The 22,638-nt window shown below is 39.6% G+C and carries 23 protein-coding genes, 1 tRNA gene and 1 pseudogene; 17 read left to right on the top strand and 8 right to left on the bottom strand.

Annotated elements, in window-relative coordinates; translation table 11 throughout:
* Positions 1-32: 32 nt before the first annotated feature.
* Positions 33-1,613, top strand: a pseudogene (egtU, locus tag BZK24_RS07380) (ergothioneine transport permease/ergothioneine binding protein EgtU); the annotation flags it as partial.
* Position 1,614: 1 nt separating this feature from the next.
* Positions 1,615-2,265, top strand: a complete 651-nt coding sequence (gene egtV / locus BZK24_RS07375) for an ergothioneine transport ATP-binding protein EgtV (RefSeq protein ID WP_077657038.1) — start codon at positions 1,615-1,617, stop codon at positions 2,263-2,265.
* A gap of 3 nt (positions 2,266-2,268) precedes the next feature.
* On the opposite strand, the gene BZK24_RS07370 is transcribed toward egtV, so the two are convergent.
* Positions 2,269-2,448, bottom strand: a complete 180-nt coding sequence (locus BZK24_RS07370; RefSeq protein WP_000468798.1) for a hypothetical protein — start codon at positions 2,446-2,448, stop codon at positions 2,269-2,271.
* On the opposite strand from BZK24_RS07370, the gene BZK24_RS07365 reads away from it, so the two are divergent.
* The 7 genes from BZK24_RS07365 (at position 2,440) to BZK24_RS07335 (ending at position 8,860) form a co-directional block, all read left to right on the top strand.
* Entirely contained in the window at positions 2,440-2,901 is a 462-nt protein-coding gene (locus tag BZK24_RS07365; protein WP_077657037.1) for a hypothetical protein, read from the top strand. The genes BZK24_RS07370 and BZK24_RS07365 overlap by 9 nt on opposite strands.
* Positions 2,902-4,686: an excinuclease ABC subunit UvrC gene (gene uvrC / locus BZK24_RS07360; protein ID WP_077657036.1), complete on the top strand. Its 1,785-nt coding sequence runs from the start codon at positions 2,902-2,904 to the stop codon at positions 4,684-4,686.
* A 10-nt stretch (positions 4,687-4,696) separates the two neighbouring features.
* The gene (locus tag BZK24_RS07355; protein ID WP_077657035.1) at positions 4,697-5,962 is read left to right on the top strand and encodes a homoserine dehydrogenase; all 1,266 of its coding nucleotides are present in this window, start codon (positions 4,697-4,699) and stop codon (positions 5,960-5,962) included.
* Positions 5,963-6,307 (top strand): YraN family protein, encoded by a 345-nt coding sequence (locus BZK24_RS07350; RefSeq protein WP_077657034.1) that lies wholly within the window; start codon positions 5,963-5,965, stop codon positions 6,305-6,307.
* Between the two features lie 88 nt (positions 6,308-6,395).
* Entirely contained in the window at positions 6,396-6,716 is a 321-nt protein-coding gene (gene trxA, locus BZK24_RS07345; RefSeq protein WP_000020199.1) for a thioredoxin, read from the top strand.
* Positions 6,717-6,721: 5 nt separating this feature from the next.
* On the top strand, positions 6,722-7,657 hold the full coding sequence (gene trxB / locus BZK24_RS07340) for a thioredoxin-disulfide reductase (RefSeq protein ID WP_077657033.1): 936 nt from the start codon (positions 6,722-6,724) through the stop codon (positions 7,655-7,657).
* Positions 7,658-8,038: 381 nt separating this feature from the next.
* Positions 8,039-8,860: a glycosyltransferase family 25 protein gene (locus BZK24_RS07335; protein ID WP_077657032.1), complete on the top strand. Its 822-nt coding sequence runs from the start codon at positions 8,039-8,041 to the stop codon at positions 8,858-8,860.
* Positions 8,861-9,080: 220 nt separating this feature from the next.
* Here BZK24_RS07335 and BZK24_RS07330 read toward each other — a convergent pair whose 3' ends face one another.
* The 7 genes from BZK24_RS07330 to BZK24_RS07300 form a co-directional block, all read right to left on the bottom strand.
* On the bottom strand, positions 9,081-9,329 hold the full coding sequence (locus BZK24_RS07330; protein ID WP_000790557.1) for an RNA-binding protein: 249 nt from the start codon (positions 9,327-9,329) through the stop codon (positions 9,081-9,083).
* 324 nt (positions 9,330-9,653) lie between these two features.
* Entirely contained in the window at positions 9,654-10,334 is a 681-nt protein-coding gene (locus BZK24_RS07325) for a F0F1 ATP synthase subunit A (RefSeq protein WP_000401209.1), read from the bottom strand.
* A gap of 121 nt (positions 10,335-10,455) precedes the next feature.
* The gene (guaB, locus tag BZK24_RS07320) at positions 10,456-11,901 is read right to left on the bottom strand and encodes an IMP dehydrogenase (protein ID WP_077657031.1); all 1,446 of its coding nucleotides are present in this window, start codon (positions 11,899-11,901) and stop codon (positions 10,456-10,458) included.
* Between the two features lie 9 nt (positions 11,902-11,910).
* A complete protein-coding gene (gene gatA / locus BZK24_RS07315; protein WP_077657030.1) occupies positions 11,911-13,272 on the bottom strand; it encodes an Asp-tRNA(Asn)/Glu-tRNA(Gln) amidotransferase subunit GatA in 1,362 nt (453 codons plus the stop codon).
* A 58-nt stretch (positions 13,273-13,330) separates the two neighbouring features.
* The gene (coaE, locus tag BZK24_RS07310) at positions 13,331-13,921 is read right to left on the bottom strand and encodes a dephospho-CoA kinase (protein ID WP_077657029.1); all 591 of its coding nucleotides are present in this window, start codon (positions 13,919-13,921) and stop codon (positions 13,331-13,333) included.
* A 1-nt stretch (position 13,922) separates the two neighbouring features.
* Complete coding sequence (locus BZK24_RS07305; protein WP_077657028.1) at positions 13,923-14,711, bottom strand: spermidine synthase; 789 nt, start codon at positions 14,709-14,711, stop codon at positions 13,923-13,925.
* 86 nt (positions 14,712-14,797) lie between these two features.
* The gene (locus BZK24_RS07300; protein WP_077657027.1) at positions 14,798-15,691 is read right to left on the bottom strand and encodes a hypothetical protein; all 894 of its coding nucleotides are present in this window, start codon (positions 15,689-15,691) and stop codon (positions 14,798-14,800) included.
* 76 nt (positions 15,692-15,767) lie between these two features.
* Between BZK24_RS07300 and der the strand changes: the two genes are divergently transcribed.
* From der to BZK24_RS07260, 8 genes are all read left to right on the top strand, one after another.
* Entirely contained in the window at positions 15,768-17,156 is a 1,389-nt protein-coding gene (gene der / locus BZK24_RS07295) for a ribosome biogenesis GTPase Der (RefSeq protein ID WP_077657026.1), read from the top strand.
* Positions 17,157-17,297: 141 nt separating this feature from the next.
* Complete coding sequence (locus BZK24_RS07290; protein ID WP_001029077.1) at positions 17,298-17,582, top strand: HU family DNA-binding protein; 285 nt, start codon at positions 17,298-17,300, stop codon at positions 17,580-17,582.
* Positions 17,583-17,642: 60 nt separating this feature from the next.
* A tRNA-Arg gene (locus BZK24_RS07285) sits at positions 17,643-17,719 on the top strand.
* A gap of 472 nt (positions 17,720-18,191) precedes the next feature.
* Positions 18,192-18,797, top strand: coding sequence for an LPP20 family lipoprotein (locus BZK24_RS07280; protein WP_001236581.1), 606 nt, complete (start codon positions 18,192-18,194; stop codon positions 18,795-18,797).
* 20 nt (positions 18,798-18,817) lie between these two features.
* Positions 18,818-19,435 carry an HP0838 family lipoprotein gene (locus BZK24_RS07275; protein ID WP_002206610.1) on the top strand — a complete coding sequence of 206 codons (618 nt, stop codon included), beginning with the start codon at positions 18,818-18,820 and terminating at the stop codon, positions 19,433-19,435.
* Positions 19,432-21,195 (top strand): OmpP1/FadL family transporter, encoded by a 1,764-nt coding sequence (locus BZK24_RS07270; protein WP_077657025.1) that lies wholly within the window; start codon positions 19,432-19,434, stop codon positions 21,193-21,195. Before BZK24_RS07275 ends, BZK24_RS07270 begins: the two co-directional genes overlap by 4 nt.
* Positions 21,196-21,216: 21 nt before the next feature.
* On the top strand, positions 21,217-22,200 hold the full coding sequence (pseB, locus tag BZK24_RS07265; RefSeq protein ID WP_171972425.1) for a UDP-N-acetylglucosamine 4,6-dehydratase (inverting): 984 nt from the start codon (positions 21,217-21,219) through the stop codon (positions 22,198-22,200).
* Positions 22,197-22,638 (top strand): flavoprotein (locus tag BZK24_RS07260; protein WP_277921261.1); only part of this gene is annotated, 442 nt, incomplete at its 3' end. The genes pseB and BZK24_RS07260, both read left to right, overlap by 4 nt.

Genomic DNA, 22,638 nt, shown 5'->3' with positions numbered 1-22,638 from the left:
TATAGTTATTTAAAGCTTAAATAAGGGTCTGGCATTTAGTTGCCATAGTATTAAAAATAAGCGTGGTAAAATATTTGATAAAAGAATTTCATGATCGCTTCATTTACTTTATAGACTTGCTCGCGCAACATTTTATCATCATTGCGCTTTCTAGTCTTCTCGTGCTGGTGTTTGGGGTTTTGATTGGGGTTTTTGTGTTTTATAATTCAAAGGCTAGAGCGTTTTTGCTCCCTGTGGTGAATTTCCTCTACACCATCCCATCGCTTGCGTTATTCGCGTTATTCATTCCTGTGATTGGGGTAGGGTTAAAAAACGCGCTTTTAGTGTTGGTCTTATACGGCTTATTACCCATTGTCCATAGCACTTATAACGCTTTAAAAGAAGTGCGAGAAGAGATCATTAAGGCCGCTATTGGGCTAGGGTGTAACCCCAAAGAGTTGTTTTTTAAAGTGCGATTCTTGCTCGCTATCCCCCAAATTTTAGTGGGTTTAAGGATTGCGGTGGTGATGTTAGTAGCGATGGCTGGGATTGGAGCGCTCATTGGGGCTGGAGGCTTAGGGCAGGCGATTTTTATAGGGCTAAACACGCAAAACACCACGCTTTTAGTGGCTGGCAGTTTGATCATAGCTCTTTTTAGTGTTTTAGCGGATCAATTTGTGAGCGTGTTTCAGCATGAAAACGCTTTGCAACGCCTATTTTCTCAAAACGCCACCCAAAAACAAAAAAGAAGAGTTTATCTTAATTTAGCGGTGTTTCTTTTTTTATTGCTAGCGAGCGCTTTATGGCTCATTCCTAGAAACGCCATAGAAGAAAAGCCCTTAGTCGTGGCCACAAAACCTAGCAGCGAGCAGTATATTTTGGGCGAAATTTTAAGCCTTTTGTTAGAAAAACACCATATCCCTATCAAGCGAGCGTTTGGCATTGGTGGGGGGACGATGAATATCCATCCGGCATTAATTAGGGGCGATTTTGATTTGTATGTGGAATATACCGGCACCGCTTGGGTGAACACGCTCAAAAACCCTTTGACTCAAAAAGTGGATTTTGAAACGATTAAAAAGCGTTATGAGAAGGAATTTAATCTTTTGTGGGTGGGGCTTTTGGGCTTTAATAACACCTATTCCTTAGCGATTTCTAAAGAAGACGCTCAAAAATACGCGATTGAAACTTTCAGCGATTTAGCCCTTCATAGCCCGAATTTTGATTTTGGAGCGGAGTTTGACTTTTTTGAAAGAGAGGACGCTTTTAAGGGCTTAATGAAAGCTTATCGCTTTCATTTTAGAAGTTTGCATGAAATGGATATTAATTTGCGTTATAAAAGTTTTGAATCCCATAAGATCAACGCTTTAGATGTCTTCACCACAGACGCTCAAATCAAAGAGCTGGATTTAAAGGTGCTTAAGGACGATAAAGGGTTTTTTCCTAATTATCAAGCCGGTATTGTTATGAGAAAAGAAATTATCAAAAAGTATCCTGAAGCACTAGAAATCTTAGAAAAATTGGATTCAAAAATTAGCGATGAGATGATGCAAAATTTAAACTATCAGGTGGAAGCGTTGAAAAAAAGCCCCCAAATAGTCGCTAAAGATTTTTTAGAAAGCTTGGGGTTATAGCATGAAAGAAATTGTCAAAATAGAGAATGTGTCTTTTAACTACCACAATCGCGCTGTTTTTAAGGATTTTAATTTAAGCATTCAAGAAGGGGATTTTTTATGCGTTTTAGGGGAGAGCGGGAGCGGTAAAAGCACGCTTTTAGGCTTGATTTTAGGGCTTTTAAAACCCAGTTTTGGGAGCGTTAAAATCTTTAATGAGACCCTTTCAAACAACGCTTTTTTACGCCAAAAAATAGGCTATATCGCTCAAGGCAATTCCTTATTTTCTCATTTAAACGCCATGCAAAACATGACCTTTTGCCTTAATTTACAAGGCATAAACAAACAAGCCGCTCAAAAAGAAGCCAAAGCCTTAGCGTTAAAAATGGGGTTAGATGAGAGCCTTATGGATAAATTCCCCAATGAATTGAGCGGGGGGCAAGCCCAAAGAGTGGGCATTATTAGGGGGATTATCCACAGGCCAGAACTCATTTTATTAGATGAGCCTTTTAGCGCTTTAGATAGTTTTAATCGTAAGAATTTACAGGATCTCATCAAAGAAATACACCAAAATTCTTGCGCTACTTTCATTATGGTAACGCATGATGAAGAAGAGGTGCAAAAGTTAGCCACAAAAACCCTAGAAATCAAATCCCTTAAACAAGAGCAGTGATTTTTAAGGCTCGTTTAAAAATTCTGGCGTGGTGTTATTGGTGGGCGTTTGCATAGAAGAATTAGAGCTGTTTGAAGTTTTTTTAGCAGGTTTTTCATTGAATGGGGGGGCTTTATAGCCGCAAGCTTGAATCGTTATCGCTACAAGTATTAAAAAGCATGTTAAGATCGGTTTATGGAACAAAATATTTTCTCCTTACTCATTCAAAAAAAGTCTTATAAAAAGCTTGAAACCCTTTTGAAACTCAAAAAGCTTAAGGTTTTTATGCCTCTAAGTTTACAAGAAAATTTGCTTTTTATCTTCATAAAAAACTCTAAATTGCTTTTTGCGTTTAAAGATCTTTGGGCTTCTAAAGAATTTAACCAGCGATTCGCTAAAGAAATCAGCCATTTTTTGAACACGCAAGGGCATGCTTATGGGTTTGACGGGTTGAATGGGTTAGAAATTTTAGGTTATGTGCCTAAAGACGCGCTAAAAAAAGCCAATTTTTATGCCCCTATTAAAAAACAAGCCCAATTTTATCGCCCTAGCTCTTTAGGGTTGTTCCATAACCCCATTAAAGACGCTCGTTTGCATGAATGTTTTGAAAAAGCGCGCGCTTTGATCCACTACCAACGAAGTTTTTTTGAGGAATGAATGGCTGATTTATTGTCCAGTTTGAAAAACCTTCCTAATAGCAGTGGCGTGTATCAATATTTTGATAAAAACCGCCAATTACTCTATATCGGTAAAGCGAAAAACTTAAAAAAGCGCATCAAAAGCTATTTTTCCATCCGTAATAATGAAATCACGCCCAATCCTCGTGCAAGCTTACGCATCCAAATGATGGTCAAACAAATCGCTTTTTTAGAAACCATTTTAGTGGAAAACGAGCAAGACGCTTTGATTTTGGAAAATTCTTTAATCAAGCAGCTCAAGCCCAAATACAACATTCTTTTAAGAGATGATAAAACTTACCCTTATATTTACATGGATTTTTCCACTGATTTCCCTATCCCTTTAATCACACGAAAAATTTTAAAACAGCCTGGCGTTAAATATTTTGGCCCTTTCACGAGCGGGGCTAAGGATATTTTGGACAGCTTGTATGAATTGCTCCCGTTGGTTCAAAAGAAAAATTGCATCAAGGATAAAAAGGCATGCATGTTTTATCAAATAGAGCGTTGTAAAGCCCCATGCGAGAATAAAATCACCAAAGAAGAGTATTTAAAAATCGCTAAAGAATGTTTAGAAATGATTGAAAATAAAGACAGGCTCATCAAAGAGCTTGAATTGAAAATGGAGTGCCTTTCTAGTAACTTGCGTTTTGAAGAAGCCCTAATTTACAGGGACAGGATTGCAAAAATCCAAAAAATCGCCCCTTTCACTTGCATGGATTTAGCCAAACTCTATGATTTGGATATTTTTGCTTTTTATGGCGCAAGCAATAAAGCGGTGTTAGTGAAAATGTTTATGCGTGGGGGTAAAATCATTTCTTCTGCGTTTGAAAAAATCCACTCCCTTAATGGGTTTGACACCGATGAAGCGATGAAACAAGCCATTATCAATCATTACCAATCGCATTTGCCTTTGATGCCTGAACAAATCTTATTGAGCGCTTGTTCTAATGAAACGCTTAAAGAATTGCAAGAATTTATCTCTCACCAATATTCTAAAAAAATCGCTCTTAATATCCCTAAAAAAGGCGACAAGCTCGCTTTAATAGAAATCGCTATGAAAAACGCTCAAGAGATTTTTAGCCAAGAAAAAACCTCTAGTGAAGATCGGATTTTAGAAGAAGCGCGATCGCTCTTCAATTTAGAGTGCGTGCCTTATAGGGTGGAAATCTTTGACACAAGCCACCATTCAAACAGCCAATGCGTGGGGGGAATGGTCGTGTATGAAAACAATGCATTCCAAAAAAACTCTTACCGGCGCTACCATTTAAAAGGCTCTAACGAATACGCTCAAATGAGCGAATTGCTCACCAGAAGGGCTTTAGACTTTGCCAAAGAGCCACCGCCTAATTTGTGGGTGATTGATGGAGGGAGGGCGCAATTAAACATCGCTTTAGAAATTTTAAAAAGCAGCGGGAGTTTTGTAGAAGTGATCGCTATTTCTAAAGAAAAAAGGGATTCTAAAGCTTATCGTGCTAAAGGGGGTGCTAAAGACATTATCCATACGCCTAGCGATACTTTTAAATTGCTCCCTAGCGACAAACGCTTGCAGTGGGTGCAAAAATTGCGCGATGAAAGCCACCGGTATGCGATAAACTTCCATAGATCCACTAAACTTAAAAACATGAAACAAATCGCTCTTTTAAAAGAAAAGGGCATAGGAGAAGCCAGCGTGAAAAAATTATTGGATTATTTTGGGAGTTTTGAAGCGATAGAAAAAGCGAGCGAGCAGGAAAAAAACGCTGTTTTAAAAAAACGAATTTAAAGGAAAAGACATGAAAAAAAGATTGAATATAGGGCTTGTGGGTTTAGGGTGTGTGGGGAGCGCGGTCGCTAAAATCTTACAAGAAAATCAAGAAATCATCAAAGACAGAGCCGGCGTGGAAATTAAAATTAAAAAAGCGGTGGTGCGAGACATGAAAAAACACAAAGGCTATCCTTTTGAAATCAGCAATGATTTAGAAAGCTTGATAGAAGATAAAGAAATTGATATTATCGTGGAGCTTATGGGTGGGGTTGAAGCGCCTTATCTTTTAGCTAAAAAAACTTTAGCCAAGCAAAAAGCTTTCGTTACAGCCAATAAAGCCATGTTAGCGTACCACCGCTATGAATTAGAGCAAACCGCTAAAAACACCCCCATAGGCTTTGAAGCGAGCGTGTGTGGGGGTATCCCCATTATCAAGGCTTTAAAAGACGGCTTGAGCGCTAATCATATCCTTTCTTTTAAAGGGATTTTAAACGGCACAAGCAATTACATTTTAAGCCAGATGTTTAAAAATCAAGCGAGCTTTAAGGACGCTTTGAAAGACGCGCAGCATTTAGGCTATGCGGAATTGAACCCTGAATTTGACATTAAGGGCATTGATGCGGCGCACAAATTATTGATTTTAGCGTCTTTAGCGTATGGTATTGATGCGAAATTAGAAGAAATCTTGATTGAAGGCATTGAAAAAATAGAGCCAGACGACATGGAGTTTGCTAAAGAATTTGGTTATAGCATCAAACTTTTAGGCATCGCTAAAAAACACCCAGATTGCATTGAATTAAGGGTGCATCCAAGCATGATTAAAAATGAATGCATGCTCTCTAAAGTGGATGGAGTAATGAACGCTATCAGCGTTATAGGGGATAAGGTGGGCGAGACTTTGTATTATGGGGCTGGGGCTGGGGGAGAGCCTACCGCAAGCGCGGTCATTAGCGATATTATAGAAATCGCAAGGAAAAAAAGCTCCCTAATGCTAGGCTTTGAAACCCCTCAAAAACTCCCCCTAAAACCCAAAGAAGAAATCCAATGCGCTTATTATGCGCGTTTGTTAGTGAGCGATGAAAAAGGGGTTTTTTCTCAAATCAGCGCGATTTTAGCTCAAAATGATATTTCGCTCAACAATGTCTTGCAAAAAGAAATCCCGCATTCCAACAAGGCTAAAATCTTATTTTCCACGCACACCACCAACGAAAAATCTATGCTGAACGCCCTTAAAGAGCTTGAAAATCTACAAAGCGTGTTGGATACCCCTAAAATGATTCGTTTGGAAAATTGAATGCGCTTTTTGAACAACAAACATAGAGAAAAGGGCTTGAAGGCTGAAGAAGAGGCTTGCGGGTTTTTAAAAATGCTAGGGTTTGAAATAATAGAAAGGAACTTTTTTTCACAATTTGGCGAAATTGATATTATCGCTTTGAAAAAAGGGGTTTTGCATTTCATTGAAGTCAAAAGCGGGGAAAATTTTGATCCCATTTATGCGATCACGCCGAGTAAATTAAAAAAGATCATTAAAACGATCCGCTGTTATTTGTCCCAAAAAGATCCCAATAGCGATTTTTGCATAGACGCTATTATTGTGAAAAATGGTAAATTTGAGCTTTTAGAAAATATCACTTTTTAGATTCTTATCCAAAACCCATGCGTTTTCATTAACATTCTTAAGCTAATATAATTCTCGTTAATCAAAATCATATATTTAGGAGTAACTAATGAGTCACTATATTGAATTAACTGAAGAAAATTTTGAAAGCACCATTAAAAAAGGGGTTGCGTTAGTGGATTTTTGGGCACCATGGTGTGGGCCTTGTAAGATGCTATCCCCTGTGATTGATGAATTAGCTAGCGAATATGAAGGTAAGGCTAAGATTTGTAAAGTCAATACCGATGAGCAAGAAGAATTGAGCGCGAAATTTGGGATCAGAAGCATTCCTACGCTTTTATTCACAAAAGATGGCGAAGTCGTCCATCAGCTGGTGGGCGTGCAAACTAAAGTTGCTTTAAAAGAGCAATTGAACAAACTTCTAGGCTAGTAGCCATGATAGATTGCGCGATTATTGGAGGTGGTCCTGCGGGTTTGAGCGCGGGGCTTTATGCGACTAGAGGCGGTGTCAAAAACGCCGTTTTATTTGAGAAAGGAATGCCTGGAGGACAAATCACTGGCAGTAGTGAGATTGAAAACTATCCGGGCGTTAAGGAAGTGGTGAGCGGGTTGGATTTCATGCAACCATGGCAGGAGCAATGCTTTCGCTTTGGCTTAAAGCATGAAATGACCGCTGTTCAAAGGGTTTCTAAAAAAGACTCTCATTTTGTTATTTTGGCAGAAGACGGCAAGACCTTTGAAGCTAAAAGCGTGATTATCGCTACCGGTGGTAGCCCTAAACGCACAGGAATCAAGGGCGAGTCAGAATATTGGGGTAAAGGCGTTAGCACTTGTGCGACATGCGATGGCTTCTTTTACAAAAACAAGGAAGTAGCGGTGCTTGGTGGAGGCGATACCGCCGTAGAAGAGGCGATTTATTTAGCCAATATCTGCAAAAAAGTCTATCTCATCCACAGAAGAGATGGTTTTAGGTGTGTGCCTATCACTTTAGAGCATGCTAAAAACAATGATAAGATTGAGTTTTTAACCCCTTATGTGGTGGAAGAAATCAAGGGCGATGCTTCTGGCGTGTATTCTTTAAGCATTAAAAACACAGCCACTAATGAAACAAGAGAATTGGTTGTGCCGGGGTTTTTTATTTTTGTGGGTTATGATGTGAATAACGCCGTGTTGAAACAAGAAGACGGATCTATGCTATGCAAATGCGATGAATACGGCTCTATTGTCGTGGATTTTTCCATGAAAACGAACGTTCAAGGCTTGTTTGCGGCAGGGGATATTCGCATTTTTGCCCCTAAACAAGTGGTTTGTGCTGCAAGCGATGGTGCTACGGCAGCCTTAAGCGTGATTTCTTATTTAGAACACCATTAAATCAGGCTTATAGCCCTAAATTTTTAGGGTTATGAGTTCTCGCTTCAAACATTCATTGGATTTCAAAACTTGTAAGGTATTTTAGGTTTCTTGTTATTTTAATCTTATTTTAGCCGCAATATCATTTCGTTCTCTTGCTATTGGTTTTTAGTTGGGTATTGATCACGGCATTTAAAAATCGCTTGTTAAAATAAATATTGTTAAAATAAATATAGAAAGCTTGCAAAAAGCAAGCGGTAGTTTCTAAAAAAAGCGGTTTTTGGGGGTTAGTGGGATCTTAAGGGAGGGTTGTTTCAAAATATCCCCTATCCCCTTAAGAGTTTTATGATAAACAGAGCCTAAAAACGATATACTCTATTAAAAATTATGGGAGTTTAAGCTTTGCGTGTTTTTATCATTTCTTTAAATCAAAAAGTGTGCGATAAATTTGGTTTGGTTTTTAGAGACACCACGACTTTACTCAATAGCATCAACGCCACCCACCACCAAGCACAAATTTTTGATGCGATTTATTCCAAGACTTTTGAAGGCGGGTTGCACCCCCTAGTTAAAAAGCATTTACACCCTTATTTCATCACGCAAAACATCAAAGGCATGGGGATTGCAACCAATCTCATCAGTGAGGTTTCTAAGTTTTATTACGCTTTAAAATACCATGCGAAATTTATGAGCTTGGGGGAGCTTGGGTGCTATGCGAGCCATTATTCCTTGTGGGAAAAATGCATAGAGTTAGATGAGCCCATTTGTATTTTAGAAGACGATATAACCTTGAAAGAGGATTTTAAAGAGGGCTTGGATTTTTTAGAAAAACACATCCAAGAGTTAGGCTATATCCGCTTGATGCATTTATTGTATGATGCCAGTGTGAAAAGTGAGCCCTTAAACCATAAAAACCACGAGATACAAGAGCGTGTGGGGATCATTAAAGCTTATAGTCATGGGGTGGGGACGCAAGGCTATGTGATCACGCCCAAGATTGCCAAAATTTTTTTGAAACACAGCCAAAGATGGGTTGTTCCTGTGGATACGATAATGGACGCTACTTTTATCCATGGCGTGAAAAATCTGGTGTTACAACCTTTTGTGATCGCTGATGATGAGCAAATCTCTACGATAGCGCGAAAAGAAGAACCCTACAGCCCTAAAATCGCCCTAATGAGAGAATTCCATTTTAAATTTTTGAAATGGTGGCAGTTTGTATAATCAATAATAAAAAATACTAAAGAGCGTTTTAAAGCTTTAGCTGTCCCTATTTGATTGGAACAAAACCAATTTTTAACCGCTTTTAAGAATGGATTGAATTTTTAAATAGATTTTAAAAGGGTTTTAACCCCTTTTAGCTTCTATGCGCGATCTAGACAAGACGCATTAAGAGAATGGAGCGCATTAGAAAATTATTTTCTAATTTTCTAATGCTTTAAGATTAAGACTTTTTAGGATTGGCTTCGGTTACCCTAATCGTTCTGCCCATAAAATCCGTATTATCCAATTTAGCAATCGCTTCGCTAACGCCCTCTTCTTGCATTTCTACAAAGCCAAAACCTTTAGGTTTCTTCGTTTCTCTGTCATAAATCAGTTTGACATTAAACACCTTGCCAAATTGACTGAAAAGCTCCTTGACTTGCTCACTAGTAGCACTATAAACCAAATTCCCTACATAAATGTTTTTCAAGATAAAATTCTCCGGTAAAAAAATGACAACATACCCATAAGAATATGAAAAAGTTATAAAAAAGTAACACTTCTAAAACCCAAACACATCCAAAACAGAAGTATGGCTGATTTTATCTAATGATTGCTTAAAAAATTATAAAAGCTATTAAAATTGGGTGTTGATAATAAAATAGAACTTACACAAGCAAGAGGTAATTTTAAAAAGCGTTATCAAAGGATAAGGGGGAACATGGTTTCAAAACCACCCCCCTATCCTTTTAAAAGCTTTACCATAAAACAAAGTTTTAAAAAACAATATTAAAGCCAAACAAGAATGTTTTGGTTAATGCCCTTCATCGGTTAAAACGGCCCCTGCCAAATACACATAAGTGAGAATCATGAAAACAAAAGCTTGTAAAATCCCCATAAAAAACAAGACCATAAAGGGCGCTACAGGAACCGCCCAAGGCACTAATAAAAGCATGATGAGCAAGAACATGTCATCGCCCTTGATATTCCCAAACAAACGAAACGATAAAGACACGATCCTAGAAAAATGCGAGATGATCTCAATAGGGAACATGAAGGGGGCGAGCCATTTCACAGGGCCTGCAAAATGAGCGAAATACTTAAAAAAGCCCTGCACTCTAATGCCTTCAAAATGGTAATAAAAAAACACAATCAGCGCTAAAACCAGCGTAAAGCTCCAGCTAGCCGTAGGGGATTCAAAACCAGGAATGATGCCTATCATGTTAGAAAAAAAGACATACAAAGCGATCGTGCCAGCTAGGGGGAAGTATTTGCGGGCTAATTCCTCGCCTATAATATCCTTAGCCACGCTCAAAATCGCGCTAATGATGCTCTCATACACATTCTGCAAACCCATAGGCACCATCTGCATTTTGCGCGACGCGCCAAGCGAAATGAAAAACATCAAAACCGCTGTCAAAACGACAAAAAACCCGGTGATAAAATCATGATTGGAGCTAAAAAAATTAGCAATAGTAAATACTCTGTGTTCCATGAAAAAGTTTCTCTAAGCCTTATTGAAAATTTCCTTAATTGTAGCAATTAAGTTTTAAAAACTCATTAAACCAAGCTTTTTAACGAGTTTTTTAACGATTTGTCTTGTTTTCTTTTAAAATTCACCCATAATAATTAGGGGCTTCTTTAGTGATATCCACGCCATGCACATGGCTTTCTTTTAGCCCCGCGCTAGTGATTTCTACAAATTCAGCGTTTTGATACAATTCCAAAATATTCTTCGCCCCCTGATACCCCATAGAAGAGCGCACACCCCCTACTAATTGGAAAATCATATCCGAAACCTTACCACGATAAGGCACACGCCCTTCAATGCCTTCTGGGACTAATTTTTCACTCGCCACGCCCTCTTGAAAATACCTATCAGAGCTCCCTTTAGTCATAGCCCCAATGCTACCCATGCCCCTATAGCTTTTATATTGCCTCCCTTGGTAAATCATAAAATCCCCAGGAGATTCTTCTGTGCCAGCGAGTAAAGAGCCTATCATCACGCTTGATGCCCCTAAAGCCAAAGCTTTAGCCACATCGCCTGAATAGCGGATCCCTCCATCTGCAATCACAGGAATATCAAATTTAGACGCCACTTCCACGCAATTATCAATCGCGCTCACTTGGGGCATTCCCACCCCGGCCACAATCCTAGTGGTGCAAATGCTTCCTGGCCCAATACCCACTTTAACAGCGTCCGCTCCCGCGCTAATCAGATCGCTTGTGGCTTCTTTAGTCACCACATTCCCCACAATCACATCCACTACCAAGCTTTTTTTAATCTCTTCTAAAGTGTGTAAGATATTGGCCGAATGCCCATGCGCACTGTCTAACACCAACGCATCCACCCCCGCTTTAACCAGCATTTCAGCCCTATCCAACTGCCCCACTCCAATAGCCGCCCCCACTCTCAACCTCCCAAAATCATCTTTATTAGCTTCAGGGTATTCAATGCGTTTTTGAATGTCTTTGATCGTGATCAAGCCTTTTAAGACATTATCTTTACCCACAATGGGCAATTTTTCAATCTTATGCTTGTGCATCAAATCGCTCGCTTCATCCAAGCTAATGCCCACATGAGCGGTAACTAAAGGCATTTTAGTCATCACATCGCCCACTTTTTTACTCAAATCGGTTTCAAAGCGCACATCTCTGTTGGTTAAAATCCCAATCAACAACCCCTTATCATCTACCACAGGCACGCCTGAAATCTTGTAATTATCCGTTATGACTTTAGCGTCCGCTAGCGTCCTGTGCGCATGGATAAAAATAGGATCATTAATCACCCCGCTCTCGCTTTTTTTAACTTTAGTGATTTCTTTGAGTTGCGTTTGAATATCCATGTTTTTATGCACGATGCCAATACCCCCAAGGCGCGCCATAGCGATAGCGGTTTTATGCTCTGTAACCGTATCCATAGCCGCGCTAATAAAGGGGATATTCAAACTAATGTTTTTGGTTAGGCGGGACTTTAAGCTCACGTCTTTAGGTAAAACGCTGGATTTTCTAGGCACCATCAACACGTCTTCAAAAGTCAAAGCCCTTTGTAAAATTCTCATTTTCTATCCTTAATCTAATTTTAAATCTAATTCTTGCTCTAAAGCGTAAGAAACGTCTAAAAGGCTTTGCTCATCAAAAGCCTTAGCAATGAATTGCATCCCTATGGGCAAGCCTAAAGGATCTTTAGCGACCGGCAAGGCAAGGGCTGGCAAACCGCTCAAATTCGCCCCAATCGTGTAAATATCGCTCAAATACATTTCTAAAGGGCTTGCATGGTAGTTGAATAAATGAGCGCTCGTAGGGGCTACAGGGGTAAAAATCAAATCCACTTCTTCAAAAATCTTGTTGTATTGCTCTTTAATTATCAAACGCATTTGCTGGGCTTTCAAATAATAAGCGTCATAATACCCACTGCTTAAGACAAAATTCCCTAACATGATGCGCCGTTTCACCTCATCGCCAAAACCTTCACTGCGGCTTTTGAGATACAATTCTTTCAAATCTTTAATATTTTGAGCCCTCCTCCCATAACGCACCCCATCAAATCTGGCCAGATTCGAACTCGCTTCAGCCATGCTGATAATATAATAGATAGAGATTTGATAATGCGAATCCAACATCTTTTTTTCCACAATCTCATGCCCCATTTCTTTCAAGGCTTTAAGGGTGTTTTCATAAGCGAGTTGCACTTCATTGCTCGCGTCTTTAATGTGATCCCTTAAGATAGCGATTTTAAAGCGTTTGTCTCTGTTAAGGTTTTTAAAGGTTTGCGTGGGTTTGAGATTTATGCTCGTGGAGTCCTTGCTATCATACCCGCTAATGGCGTCAAATAAAATAGAAGCGTCTTCTACATTTTGCGTGATAGGCCCGATTTGATCAAAACTAGAACAATACGCGATCAAACCATAACGGCTCACCCTCCCATAAGTGGGCTTTAACCCCACGCACCCGCAATAGCTCGCCGGCTGCCTGATAGACCCGCCCGTATCGCTCCCTAAAGCTGCCACCGCTAAGCCACCCGCTACCGCTGCTGCACTCCCTCCGCTACTCCCTCCAGGCACTCTGTTTTTGTCTCGTGGGTTTTTAGTGATCCCATAACAACTAGACTCTGTGGTGCTTCCCATCGCAAACTCGTCCATGTTAGAAAGCCCAAACCCTGCCATGCTGTTTTGGTGCAAGTTTTCAATCACGCTCGCATGATAAGGGGCGACATAGCCTTCTAAAATCTTACTGGAGCAAGTGATTTCCCACCCCTTAACGCTGATATTGTCTTTAATAAGGATTGGCACCCCCTTAGCGCTAGCGCCATTAAGGCTAGGGGCTTTAATGTAAGCGTTCAAATCTGAAGCTCTAACCTTAGCATCAATTTCGTTTTTAAGGGTTTCTAATTCATCTTGGGATAAAGAAAGGGCTTGTTTTAAAGTGATCATGTTTTTAGCCTTACAAAAAATTTAATAGTAGTTTAACATGCTTACATATAAAACGAGCTTATAAGAGCGTTTTTAAAAAGCGTTCAACTTGCTTATTTAAATCTTTCAAACTAGAGCTGTTGTCTATAATGTAATCGCTCATGGCGCGTTTTTGCTCTATATCCATTTGACAAGCTAAGCGTTGCAAGATTTCAGCTTCTTTGAGTGTGTCTCGCTCTAAAAGGCGCTCAATTTGTAAAACCATAGGCGCATAGATCAAAACCACCCTACTCACAGGATAGCGTTTTTTACCCCCCACTTCAAAAAACAAAGGGATGTCTAAAAAATACGCTTGATGATTCTTTTCTAATTCATAGGCTTTTTTAAGCATGCGCTCACGGATTAAGGGGTGTAAAAAATCCTCTAGCCATTTTAACTCATTAGCCTTTTGAAACACGATAGTGCCAAGTTTTTTTCTGTTTAAAATATCCTTTTCTAAAATATCTGATCCAAAATGTTGGGCGATTTTAAACCGGTGCTCTTGCAATAATTGGTGGGCGATCTTATCCGCATCTAAAATTTTATAGCCTTGTGATTCTAATATTTTAAGGGTGGTGCTTTTACCGGTGCCTATCCCCCCTGTTAGAGCGATAGCGTTTTTTAAAACCATTTTAAGATTTGATATTGTCTTTAAAGACTTCTTGTAAATTTTTAGGCAAAGCGAATGCAGCCCTATGAATGTCTTCGTTATAGTACCTCACGCTTTTTAGCGCTTCTATTTTTGGCGCCATTAAATCTTTTAAGGGGTGGGTTTTAAAAGAAGCATAAATATAACCCTTATTGCTCAAAATCCTTAAAGGCGCTACAAAAGGCATGGCAACAGAAAAAAACTCGCCCATATTTTTAAGGGCATTTTGCATGCTCACATGCTCTAATAATGGGTGTTTGGTTACCGAAATAAACACCCCATCTTCTTTAAGCATTCTTTTTAAACCATCTATTTTATGAATATCCGGCTCTTGCAAGCAAAGAATCAAATCGTATTTTTTAATGTCTAAATCTAAGAGTTGTTTAGCGTGCGTGAAATTCTTATTATTTTTCACTTCATGGAAATGGGGGAAAAAACTAATGAAGCTATCCAAAATCTTTTCATCCGCTTGCACAAAATCTATACGCGTGTCGTATTTAAAAAGCTGGTGGGCTAATTCCAAATCAAACCCATCCACAATCAAAACTTCTTTAAGCTCTTTCTTGGTGCAACCCCCCATATGAGCGAGCAACTCGCTTTCAATGTGCAAAAAATTCTTGAATAATAATTGGCGGTTGAGCATCGCAATTTCACCAAAATCCTTAGATTTAAAAATCTCTAAGATATTATGCTCGCTTCTAACATCTAATAATTTCGCTTCTATGGTGTATTCTTTACGCAAATACGGCGTGATTTCTTGGGTGATCCACATAAACATTCCTTACTTTTTAACAATATCCATGCCTTTGAAACGCTAACATGCTACCCAAAAAAATCTAAATTGTCGTAATAAACGCCCTAACTTTGGCATTCTAAAAAAAGTTCCGTATCGCTCTTAAAGCGCTCTTTTTTAAAATCCAAATCAATACTGATGGCTTTATGCTGGCTGTCTAATTTATCGGTTGAATGCTTTTTTAACACCATTTGACACTTTGAAATCTCAATGGCGTCTAAAGCCTTATCCCCTATCGCCCCTATCGTATAAAGATCATCGCTCTTTTTTTCTAACAAAAAGGATTCATAAAAAGGCCTTAAACTCAAATCGCTGTCATTGGTGGTATAAACATACGAAGAAATCTTGCCCTTAAATTGCGCGATTTGCGTTTTAGTGTCATTAAAAGTGAAAGTTTGGATCTGGCGATCTTTATCGTTTTGATCTTTTAAAAAACGCTTCAAGGCTTTGGATTGGATTTCTATCAACCATTGATCCCCTTCTCTGCTCATGATAATATCCCCATTTTTTAGGGGGTAGAAATCTTGTTGGGAATATTCAATGAGTTTTGGGTTTTTTGTTTTTCTTTTGGGCTTGTAAAGGAACGGGTTTTTTATATCATTATTGGCATTATTAGTGTTGTTGTGAGACTCATTTGGGTATAAAGGCGGATTTTTTGTATCGTTATCGCTTGGTTCATTCAATAAAATCACGGAATTTTCAGGGTTAAAAGAATTATCCTCATCTTTAGTCAGTTGGAAAAAAGCGTTTCTTTCCTCTATAGACTGATACACCATGTTTTGTAAAAAAATCGTTTCGCTAAAGACTTCATAATCCGAATCCACATAGCTAGGGCGTTTAGAGCCGTCATTTTCTTGCTCTTGGGCTTTTTTTTGCATTTTGATAAAGCTCTCTTGCGAGCAAGCTAAAAAGCATATTAAAACCACTACTACCACGCTTATTTTTTTGACTAAAAACAATGCCAGACCCTTATTTAAGCTTTAAATAACTATAATATTGTAATCTAATTTTGATTAAATTGAAGCGATAAAAAAGATGAATACAAGCCATAAAACTTTAAAAACCATTGCGATTTTAGGCCAGCCTAATGTGGGGAAAAGCTCACTATTTAACCGCCTGGCTAGAGAAAGGATCGCTATCACTTCAGATTTTGCAGGCACTACACGAGACATTAACAAACGAAAAATCGCACTAAATGGTCATGAAGTGGAATTGCTAGACACAGGGGGCATGGCTAAAGACGCTCTTTTGTCTAAAGAAATCAAAGCCCTTAATTTAAAAGCCGCTCAAATGAGCGATTTGATTTTATACGTTGTGGATGGCAAGTCTATCCCTAGCGATGAAGATCTTAAGCTTTTTAGAGAGGTTTTTAAAACCAACCCTAACTGCTTTTTAGTGATCAATAAAATTGATAACGACAAAGAAAAAGAGCGATCTTATGCGTTTTCTTCTTTTGGCGCGCCAAAAAGTTTTAACATCTCCGTTTCGCACAATAGGGGCATTAGCGCATTAATTGATGCGGTATTGAACGCATTGAATTTAAACCAAATCATAGAGCAAGATTTGGATGCGGATATTTTAGAAAGCCTAGAAACCCCTAATAACGCTTTAGAAGAAAATAAAGAAGAAGAGATCATTCAAGTAGGCATCATTGGGAGGGTGAATGTGGGCAAAAGCTCGCTCTTAAACGCGCTCACGAAAAAAGAAAGGAGCCTTGTTTCTAGCGTGGCTGGCACGACCATTGACCCCATAGATGAAACTATTCTCATAGGCGATCAAAAAATCTGCTTTGTGGATACCGCTGGCATCAGGCATAGGGGTAAAATCTTAGGCATTGAAAAATACGCGCTAGAACGCACGCAAAAAGCCTTAGAAAAATCCCACATCGCACTTTTAGTTTTAGACGTGAGCGCTCCTTTTGTGGAATTAGACGAAAAGATCAGCTCTTTAGCGGATAAACACTCTTTAGGCATCATTCTTATTTTAAACAAATGGGACATCCGCTACGCCCCTTATGAAGAAATCATGGCAACTCTAAAAAGGAAATTCCGCTTTTTAGAATACGCCCCCGTGATCACAACCAGCTGCTTAAAAGCGCGCCATATAGATGAAATCAAGCATAAAATCATAGAAGTCTATGAGTGTTTTTCCAAACGCATTCCCACAAGCTTGCTCAATAGCGTGATCAATCAAGCCACTCAAAAACACCCCTTACCAAGCGATGGCGGGAAATTAGTGAAAGTGTATTACGCCACGCAATTTGCCACCAAACCCCCTCAAATCTCTCTTATAATGAATCGCCCTAAAGCCTTGCATTTCAGTTACAAACGCTATTTGATTAACACCTTAAGGAAAGAATTTAATTTTTTAGGCACGCCCTTAATCCTTAACGCTAAAGATAAAAAAAGCGCCCAACAAAATTAAATTTTTTATGCGTTAAACCCCCTTAAAAAAGCGTTTTTGCTTGATTTATCTTTAGGATTTGATTATAATTACCGCTCAATCAGTCAAGCTAGGCGGTTAAATCGCTTGGTTTTAGCATCTATTAGAAAAGGGGTTATCCACATGAACAAAGCGGAATTTATTGATTTGGTTAAAGAAGCGGGTAAATACAACAGCAAAAGAGAAGCCGAAGAAGCGATCAGTGCCTTTACTCTAGCGGTAGAGACAGCTTTAAGCAAGGGTGAGAGCGTGGAGTTGATTGGTTTTGGCAAATTTGAAACCGCAGAGCAAAAAGGCAAAGAGGGTAAAGTTCCAGGAAGCGATAAAACATATAAAACCGAAGACAAACGAGTACCTAAATTCAAACCCGGTAAAATCCTTAAACAAAAAGTTGAAGAAGGCAAGTAAATTTCCACTCAGCAAGGGACTTATCAATAGATGGTAAGTTTCTTGCTTGCTTAATAAAATGTCCTTGTAGCTCAGCTGGATAGAGCGTATGATTCCTAATCGTAAGGTCGTGGGTTCGAATCCCGCCAAGGACACCACTCGCACTATTTTTATTATCATAGGAATTTAAAAAAAAATTTTATTTTATTTCTCATCTTATTTAAAAAATATTCAAAGCGTTTTTTACAATTAAAAAGATTTTGCAAAAAGCAAGCCATAACCTCTTAAAAAGCGCTCTTTAGGGGGTTTTTAGTTGTGGGTTGTAGGGAGGGAATTTTTCAAAATACCCCCTACCCCCTTAAGAAAATGAATTTAAAAATCAAACTTAAAAAATGAGTTTTATCATCAAATAAAATCTTAAAACGATACAATCAAGCCATTAAAATCCCCCTTTTTTAAAAAATTGAGTTATCCCTATTAAAATTTTAGGAAAGCCAAAAAATAAATCATAATCCCCTAGATCTTAAATTAAAACCCACTAGCCTTATAAGATTAGTGAGAATATACGCATGACAAATCCCTTCAAAAATGATATAATAGACTTGATGAACTCATTTTAAGGAAATGCCCATGCGTTTGCACTCTGCCTTTTTTGGTATTAATTCGTTACTTGTCGCCACTCTTTTGATAAGCGGTTGCAGTCTCTTTAAAAAACGTAACACTAACGCCCAGCTAATCCCCCCTTCAGCTAATGGCTTGCAAGCCCCCATTTATCCTCCAACCAATTTCACCCCCAGAAAGAGCATTCAGCCTCTCCCAAGCCCACGCTTTGAGAATAACAATCAGCCCATCATTAGCTCTAACCCCACTAACGCTATCCCTAACACCCCCATTCTCACGCCTAATAATGTCATTGAATTGAACGCAGTGGGCATGGGTGTGGCTCCAGAATCCACCATTTCGCCCTCTCAAGCCTTGGCTTTGGCCAAGCGAGCGGCCATTGTTGATGGCTACCGCCAATTGGGTGAAAAAATGTATGGTATTAGGGTGAACGCTCAAGACACCGTCAAAGACATGGTTTTACAAAATTCCGTGATTAAAACGAGAGTCAATGCTCTCATTCGTAACGCTGAAATCACTGAGACCATCTATAAAGACGGCTTGTGTCAAGTGAGCATGGAGCTTAAATTAGACGGCAGGATTTGGTATCGTATTTTGAGCGGAGCGAGAGGATAAACTCTCTTACTCTATAATACATGCGGTATTTTAGAAGTGCTTTTTTATTATTTTTCATGACGCTTTTTTTTGTCTCTTGCTCCAAGCACCCTTTTTCTAAGCAAACCCCCAAAACTAGGGAGCAAATCAGACAAGAAGAAGCCAATAAAAAAAGAGAAGAGACTTTGAATGCCTTGCGCCAATTCAGGCTCATTTATATTAACACGCCGGTTTTTCGCTTTTATGATTACGGCACGATTAAAACCGATAAAGACCATAATACTGAAGTAACCCTTTATAAGCTCAGCCAAAAAGTAGGCGATATTTACATGACTAAACGGAGCATTTGTTTTAGCCAAAAATGTTCGGCCAAATGGATTGTTGCAAGGGATTTGTTTGGTAAAGTGAGCTATGGGGATTTGTTTGATGACATTGTTTTAGGGAGGGATATTTTTAAAGGCTTAGGGAAACGCCACCTAACCCCTGAATACGTGATCCAAAGGTTTCAAAAAAGCGGGGAAATTATCCTTTATGAAAGAAAAAATGGCCTGATTTCTTTCCAAAATTTGACGCAAAAAATTGCTATTAGGATTGAACCCTATGAGCCTTCTTTGCAAGATTTAGAAGATAATGAAAACGCTGATAGCGAGCTCCAATGAAAAACTTTTCCCCACTTTGTTGTTTTAAAAAGCTCAAAAAACGCCATTTAATCGCTCTGAGCCTACCTTTGCTTTCTTATGCCAATGGCTTTAAAATCCAAGAACAAAGCCTGAATGGCACGGCTTTAGGCTCGGCGTATGTCGCTGGGGCTAGGGGCGCTGACGCTTCCTTTTACAACCCGGCGAATATGGGCTTTACTAACGATTGGGGTGAAAACAGAAGCGAATTTGAAATGACCACCACCGTGATCAATATCCCGGCCTTTAGCTTTAAAGTCCCTACGACTAATCAAGGCTTGTATTCGGTAACGAGTTTAGAAATTGATAAAAGCCAACAAAATATTTTAGGCATCATCAACACTATAGGGCTTGGCAATATCCTTAAAGCGCTTGGCAATACGGCTGCTACCAATGGCTTATCACAAGCAATCAATCGGGTTCAAGGGCTTATGAACTTAACCAATCAAAAAGTCGTAACCCTTGCTTCAAAGCCTGATTCTCAAATCGTGAATGGCTGGACAGGCACGACTAATTTTGTTTTACCCAAATTCTTTTATAAAACGCGCACGCATAACGGCTTCACTTTTGGGGGGAGTTTTACCGCTCCTAGCGGGTTAGGCATGAAATGGAATGGTAAGGGGGGGGAATTTTTGCATGACGTGTTTATCATGATGGTAGAGCTTGCCCCTAGCATGAGCTATACTGTTAATAAGCGCTTTTCCGTGGGCGTGGGCTTAAGGGGGCTTTATGCGACCGGGAGCTTTAATAACACCGTTTATGTGCCTTTAGAGGGCGCTTCGGTTTTGAGCGCGGAGCAAATTTTAAATTTACCCAACAATGTTTTTGCCGATCAAGTGCCAAGCAACATGATGACTTTATTAGGCAATATTGGCTACCAACCAGCGCTTAATTGCCAAAAAGCCGGTGGGGATATGAGCGATCAAAGCTGTCAAGAGTTTTATAACGGCTTGAAAAAAATCATGGGTTATAGCGGCTTAATCAAAGCGAGCGCGAATCTTTATGGCACGACTCAAGTCGTGCAAAAATCTAACGGGCAAGGCGTATCAGGGGGGTATAGAGTGGGTTCGAGTTTGCGTATCTTTGATCATGGCATGTTTTCTGTGGTGTATAATTCCTCAGTTACATTCAATATGAAAGGCGCTCTAGTGGCTGTCACCGAGCTTGGTCCTTCTTTAGGGAGCGTTTTGACTAAAGGCAGCTTGAATATCAATGTTTCACTCCCCCAAACCCTAAGCCTAGCCTACGCCCACCAATTTTTTAAAGACCATTTAAGAATAGAAGGGGTGTTTGAGCGCACTTTTTGGAGTCAAGGGAATAAATTTTTAGTAACCCCTGATTTTGCGAACGCCACTTACAAGGGCTTGAGCGGAACGGTGGCTTCACTAGACTCTGAAACGCTTAAAAAAATGGTAGGCCTAGCGAATTTTAAAAGCGTGATGAACATGGGGGCTGGCTGGAGGGACACCAACACCTTTAGATTAGGGGTAACTTACATGGGTAAAAGCCTTCGTCTAATGGGCGCTATTGATTATGACCAAGCCCCAAGCCCCCAAGATGCGATAGGTATCCCAGATTCTAATGGCTATACCGTGGCTTTTGGGACTAAATACAATTTTAGGGGCTTTGATTTGGGCGTAGCGGGGAGTTTCACTTTTAAAAGCAACCGCTCCAGTTTGTATCAATCCCCAAGTATTGGGCAATTGAGAATCTTTAGCGCTTCTTTAGGCTATCGCTGGTAAAACATGCCAAATCATCAAAACATGCTAGATAACCAAACGATTTTAATCACCGGTGGCACTGGGAGTTTTGGCAAGCGCTTTGTTCGTAAGGTTTTAGACACCACCAACGCTAAAAAAATCATCGTTTATAGCCGAGATGAATTGAAACAAAGCGAAATGGCCATGGAATTCAATGATCCTAGGATGCGTTTTTTTATTGGCGATGTCAGGGATTTAGAGCGCTTGAATTACGCTTTAGAGGGCGTGGATATTTGTATCCATGCGGCTGCGCTCAAGCATGTGCCCATCGCTGAATACAACCCCCTAGAATGCATTAAAACCAATATCATGGGGGCGAGCAACGTGATTAACGCATGCTTAAAAAATGAAATCAGCCAGGTCATCGCCCTAAGCACCGATAAAGCCGCTAACCCCATTAACCTCTACGGCGCAACCAAATTGTGCAGCGATAAGCTCTTTGTGAGCGCGAACAACTTTAAAGGCTCTTCTCAAACGCAATTTAGCGTGGTGCGTTATGGTAATGTGGTGGGGAGTCGTGGGAGCGTGGTGCCTTTTTTTAAAAAATTAGTCCAAAACAAAGCGAGTGAAATCCCCATTACAGACACTCGCATGACACGATTTTGGATCACTTTAGATGAGGGGGTTTCTTTTGTGCTTAAAAGCTTGAAAAGAATGCATGGGGGTGAAATTTTTGTGCCTAAAATCCCTAGCATGAAAATGACTGATCTCGCTAAAGCCCTAGCCCCCAATACCCCTACTAAAATCATAGGGATTCGCCCGGGCGAAAAACTCCATGAAGTGATGATCCCTAAAGATGAAAGCCATTTGGCCCTAGAATTTGAAGACTTTTTTATCATTCAGCCCACCATAAGCTTCCAAACGCCTAAAGATTACACGCTCACCAGACTCCACGAAAAAGGCCAAAAAGTCGCCCCCGATTTTGAATACAGCAGCCATAATAACAGCCAATGGCTAGAGCCTGATGATTTGTTAAAATTACTATGAATTTTTTAGAAGATTTATTTTACCCCTTAAGATTGTTAGAAAACAAGCGCGTTTTATTGCTCGTGAGCGGATCTATTGCGGCGTATAAATCCCTAGAATTAACGCGCTTGTTGTTTAAAAGCGGGGCTAGTATCCAAGTGGTGATGAGTAAGGGCACAAAAAAATTCATCAAGCCCTTAAGTTTTGAAGCTTTGAGCCACCATAAAGTCTTGCATGATCGTAATGAAAAATGGTATTACAACCACCAAAACAAATTGCACCACAACCACATCGCATGCGCTGCTGATGCTGATTTACTCATCTTTGCCCCTTTAAGCGCTAACAGCTTGTCTAAAATCGCTCACGCTTTAGCGGATAATATCGTAAGCGCGACTTTTTTAGCTTGCGCTTCCCCTAAAATCCTAGCCCCTAGCATGAACACTAACTTGCAAAAAAGTC

This window comes from Helicobacter pylori (genome assembly GCF_001998165.1).
In the GTDB taxonomy this organism is placed as follows: Bacteria; Campylobacterota; Campylobacteria; order Campylobacterales; family Helicobacteraceae; genus Helicobacter; species Helicobacter pylori_DL.
The sequence above is the reverse complement of the archived record's forward strand: the minus strand, read 5'-3'. Positions and strand labels throughout refer to the sequence as shown.

Excerpts from the sequence above, each read along its gene's own strand:
- BZK24_RS07305 (WP_077657028.1), bottom strand. The coding sequence starts at position 14,711 with ATGTGGATCACCCAAGAAATCACGCCGTATTTGCGTAAAGAATACACC.
- BZK24_RS07325 (WP_000401209.1), bottom strand. The coding sequence starts at position 10,334 with ATGGAACACAGAGTATTTACTATTGCTAATTTTTTTAGCTCCAATCAT.
- gatA (WP_077657030.1), bottom strand. The coding sequence starts at position 13,272 with ATGATCACTTTAAAACAAGCCCTTTCTTTATCCCAAGATGAATTAGAA.
- BZK24_RS07270 (WP_077657025.1), top strand. The coding sequence starts at position 19,432 with ATGAAAAACTTTTCCCCACTTTGTTGTTTTAAAAAGCTCAAAAAACGC.
- trxB (WP_077657033.1), top strand. The coding sequence starts at position 6,722 with ATGATAGATTGCGCGATTATTGGAGGTGGTCCTGCGGGTTTGAGCGCG.
- BZK24_RS07355 (WP_077657035.1), top strand. The coding sequence starts at position 4,697 with ATGAAAAAAAGATTGAATATAGGGCTTGTGGGTTTAGGGTGTGTGGGG.
- guaB (WP_077657031.1), bottom strand. The coding sequence starts at position 11,901 with ATGAGAATTTTACAAAGGGCTTTGACTTTTGAAGACGTGTTGATGGTG.
- coaE (WP_077657029.1), bottom strand. The coding sequence starts at position 13,921 with ATGGTTTTAAAAAACGCTATCGCTCTAACAGGGGGGATAGGCACCGGT.
- BZK24_RS07365 (WP_077657037.1), top strand. The coding sequence starts at position 2,440 with ATGGAACAAAATATTTTCTCCTTACTCATTCAAAAAAAGTCTTATAAA.
- trxA (WP_000020199.1), top strand. The coding sequence starts at position 6,396 with ATGAGTCACTATATTGAATTAACTGAAGAAAATTTTGAAAGCACCATT.
- BZK24_RS07280 (WP_001236581.1), top strand. The coding sequence starts at position 18,192 with ATGCGTTTGCACTCTGCCTTTTTTGGTATTAATTCGTTACTTGTCGCC.
- pseB (WP_171972425.1), top strand. The coding sequence starts at position 21,217 with ATGCTAGATAACCAAACGATTTTAATCACCGGTGGCACTGGGAGTTTT.
- BZK24_RS07350 (WP_077657034.1), top strand. The coding sequence starts at position 5,963 with ATGCGCTTTTTGAACAACAAACATAGAGAAAAGGGCTTGAAGGCTGAA.
- der (WP_077657026.1), top strand. The coding sequence starts at position 15,768 with ATGAATACAAGCCATAAAACTTTAAAAACCATTGCGATTTTAGGCCAG.
- egtV (WP_077657038.1), top strand. The coding sequence starts at position 1,615 with ATGAAAGAAATTGTCAAAATAGAGAATGTGTCTTTTAACTACCACAAT.
- uvrC (WP_077657036.1), top strand. The coding sequence starts at position 2,902 with ATGGCTGATTTATTGTCCAGTTTGAAAAACCTTCCTAATAGCAGTGGC.
- BZK24_RS07275 (WP_002206610.1), top strand. The coding sequence starts at position 18,818 with ATGCGGTATTTTAGAAGTGCTTTTTTATTATTTTTCATGACGCTTTTT.
- BZK24_RS07290 (WP_001029077.1), top strand. The coding sequence starts at position 17,298 with ATGAACAAAGCGGAATTTATTGATTTGGTTAAAGAAGCGGGTAAATAC.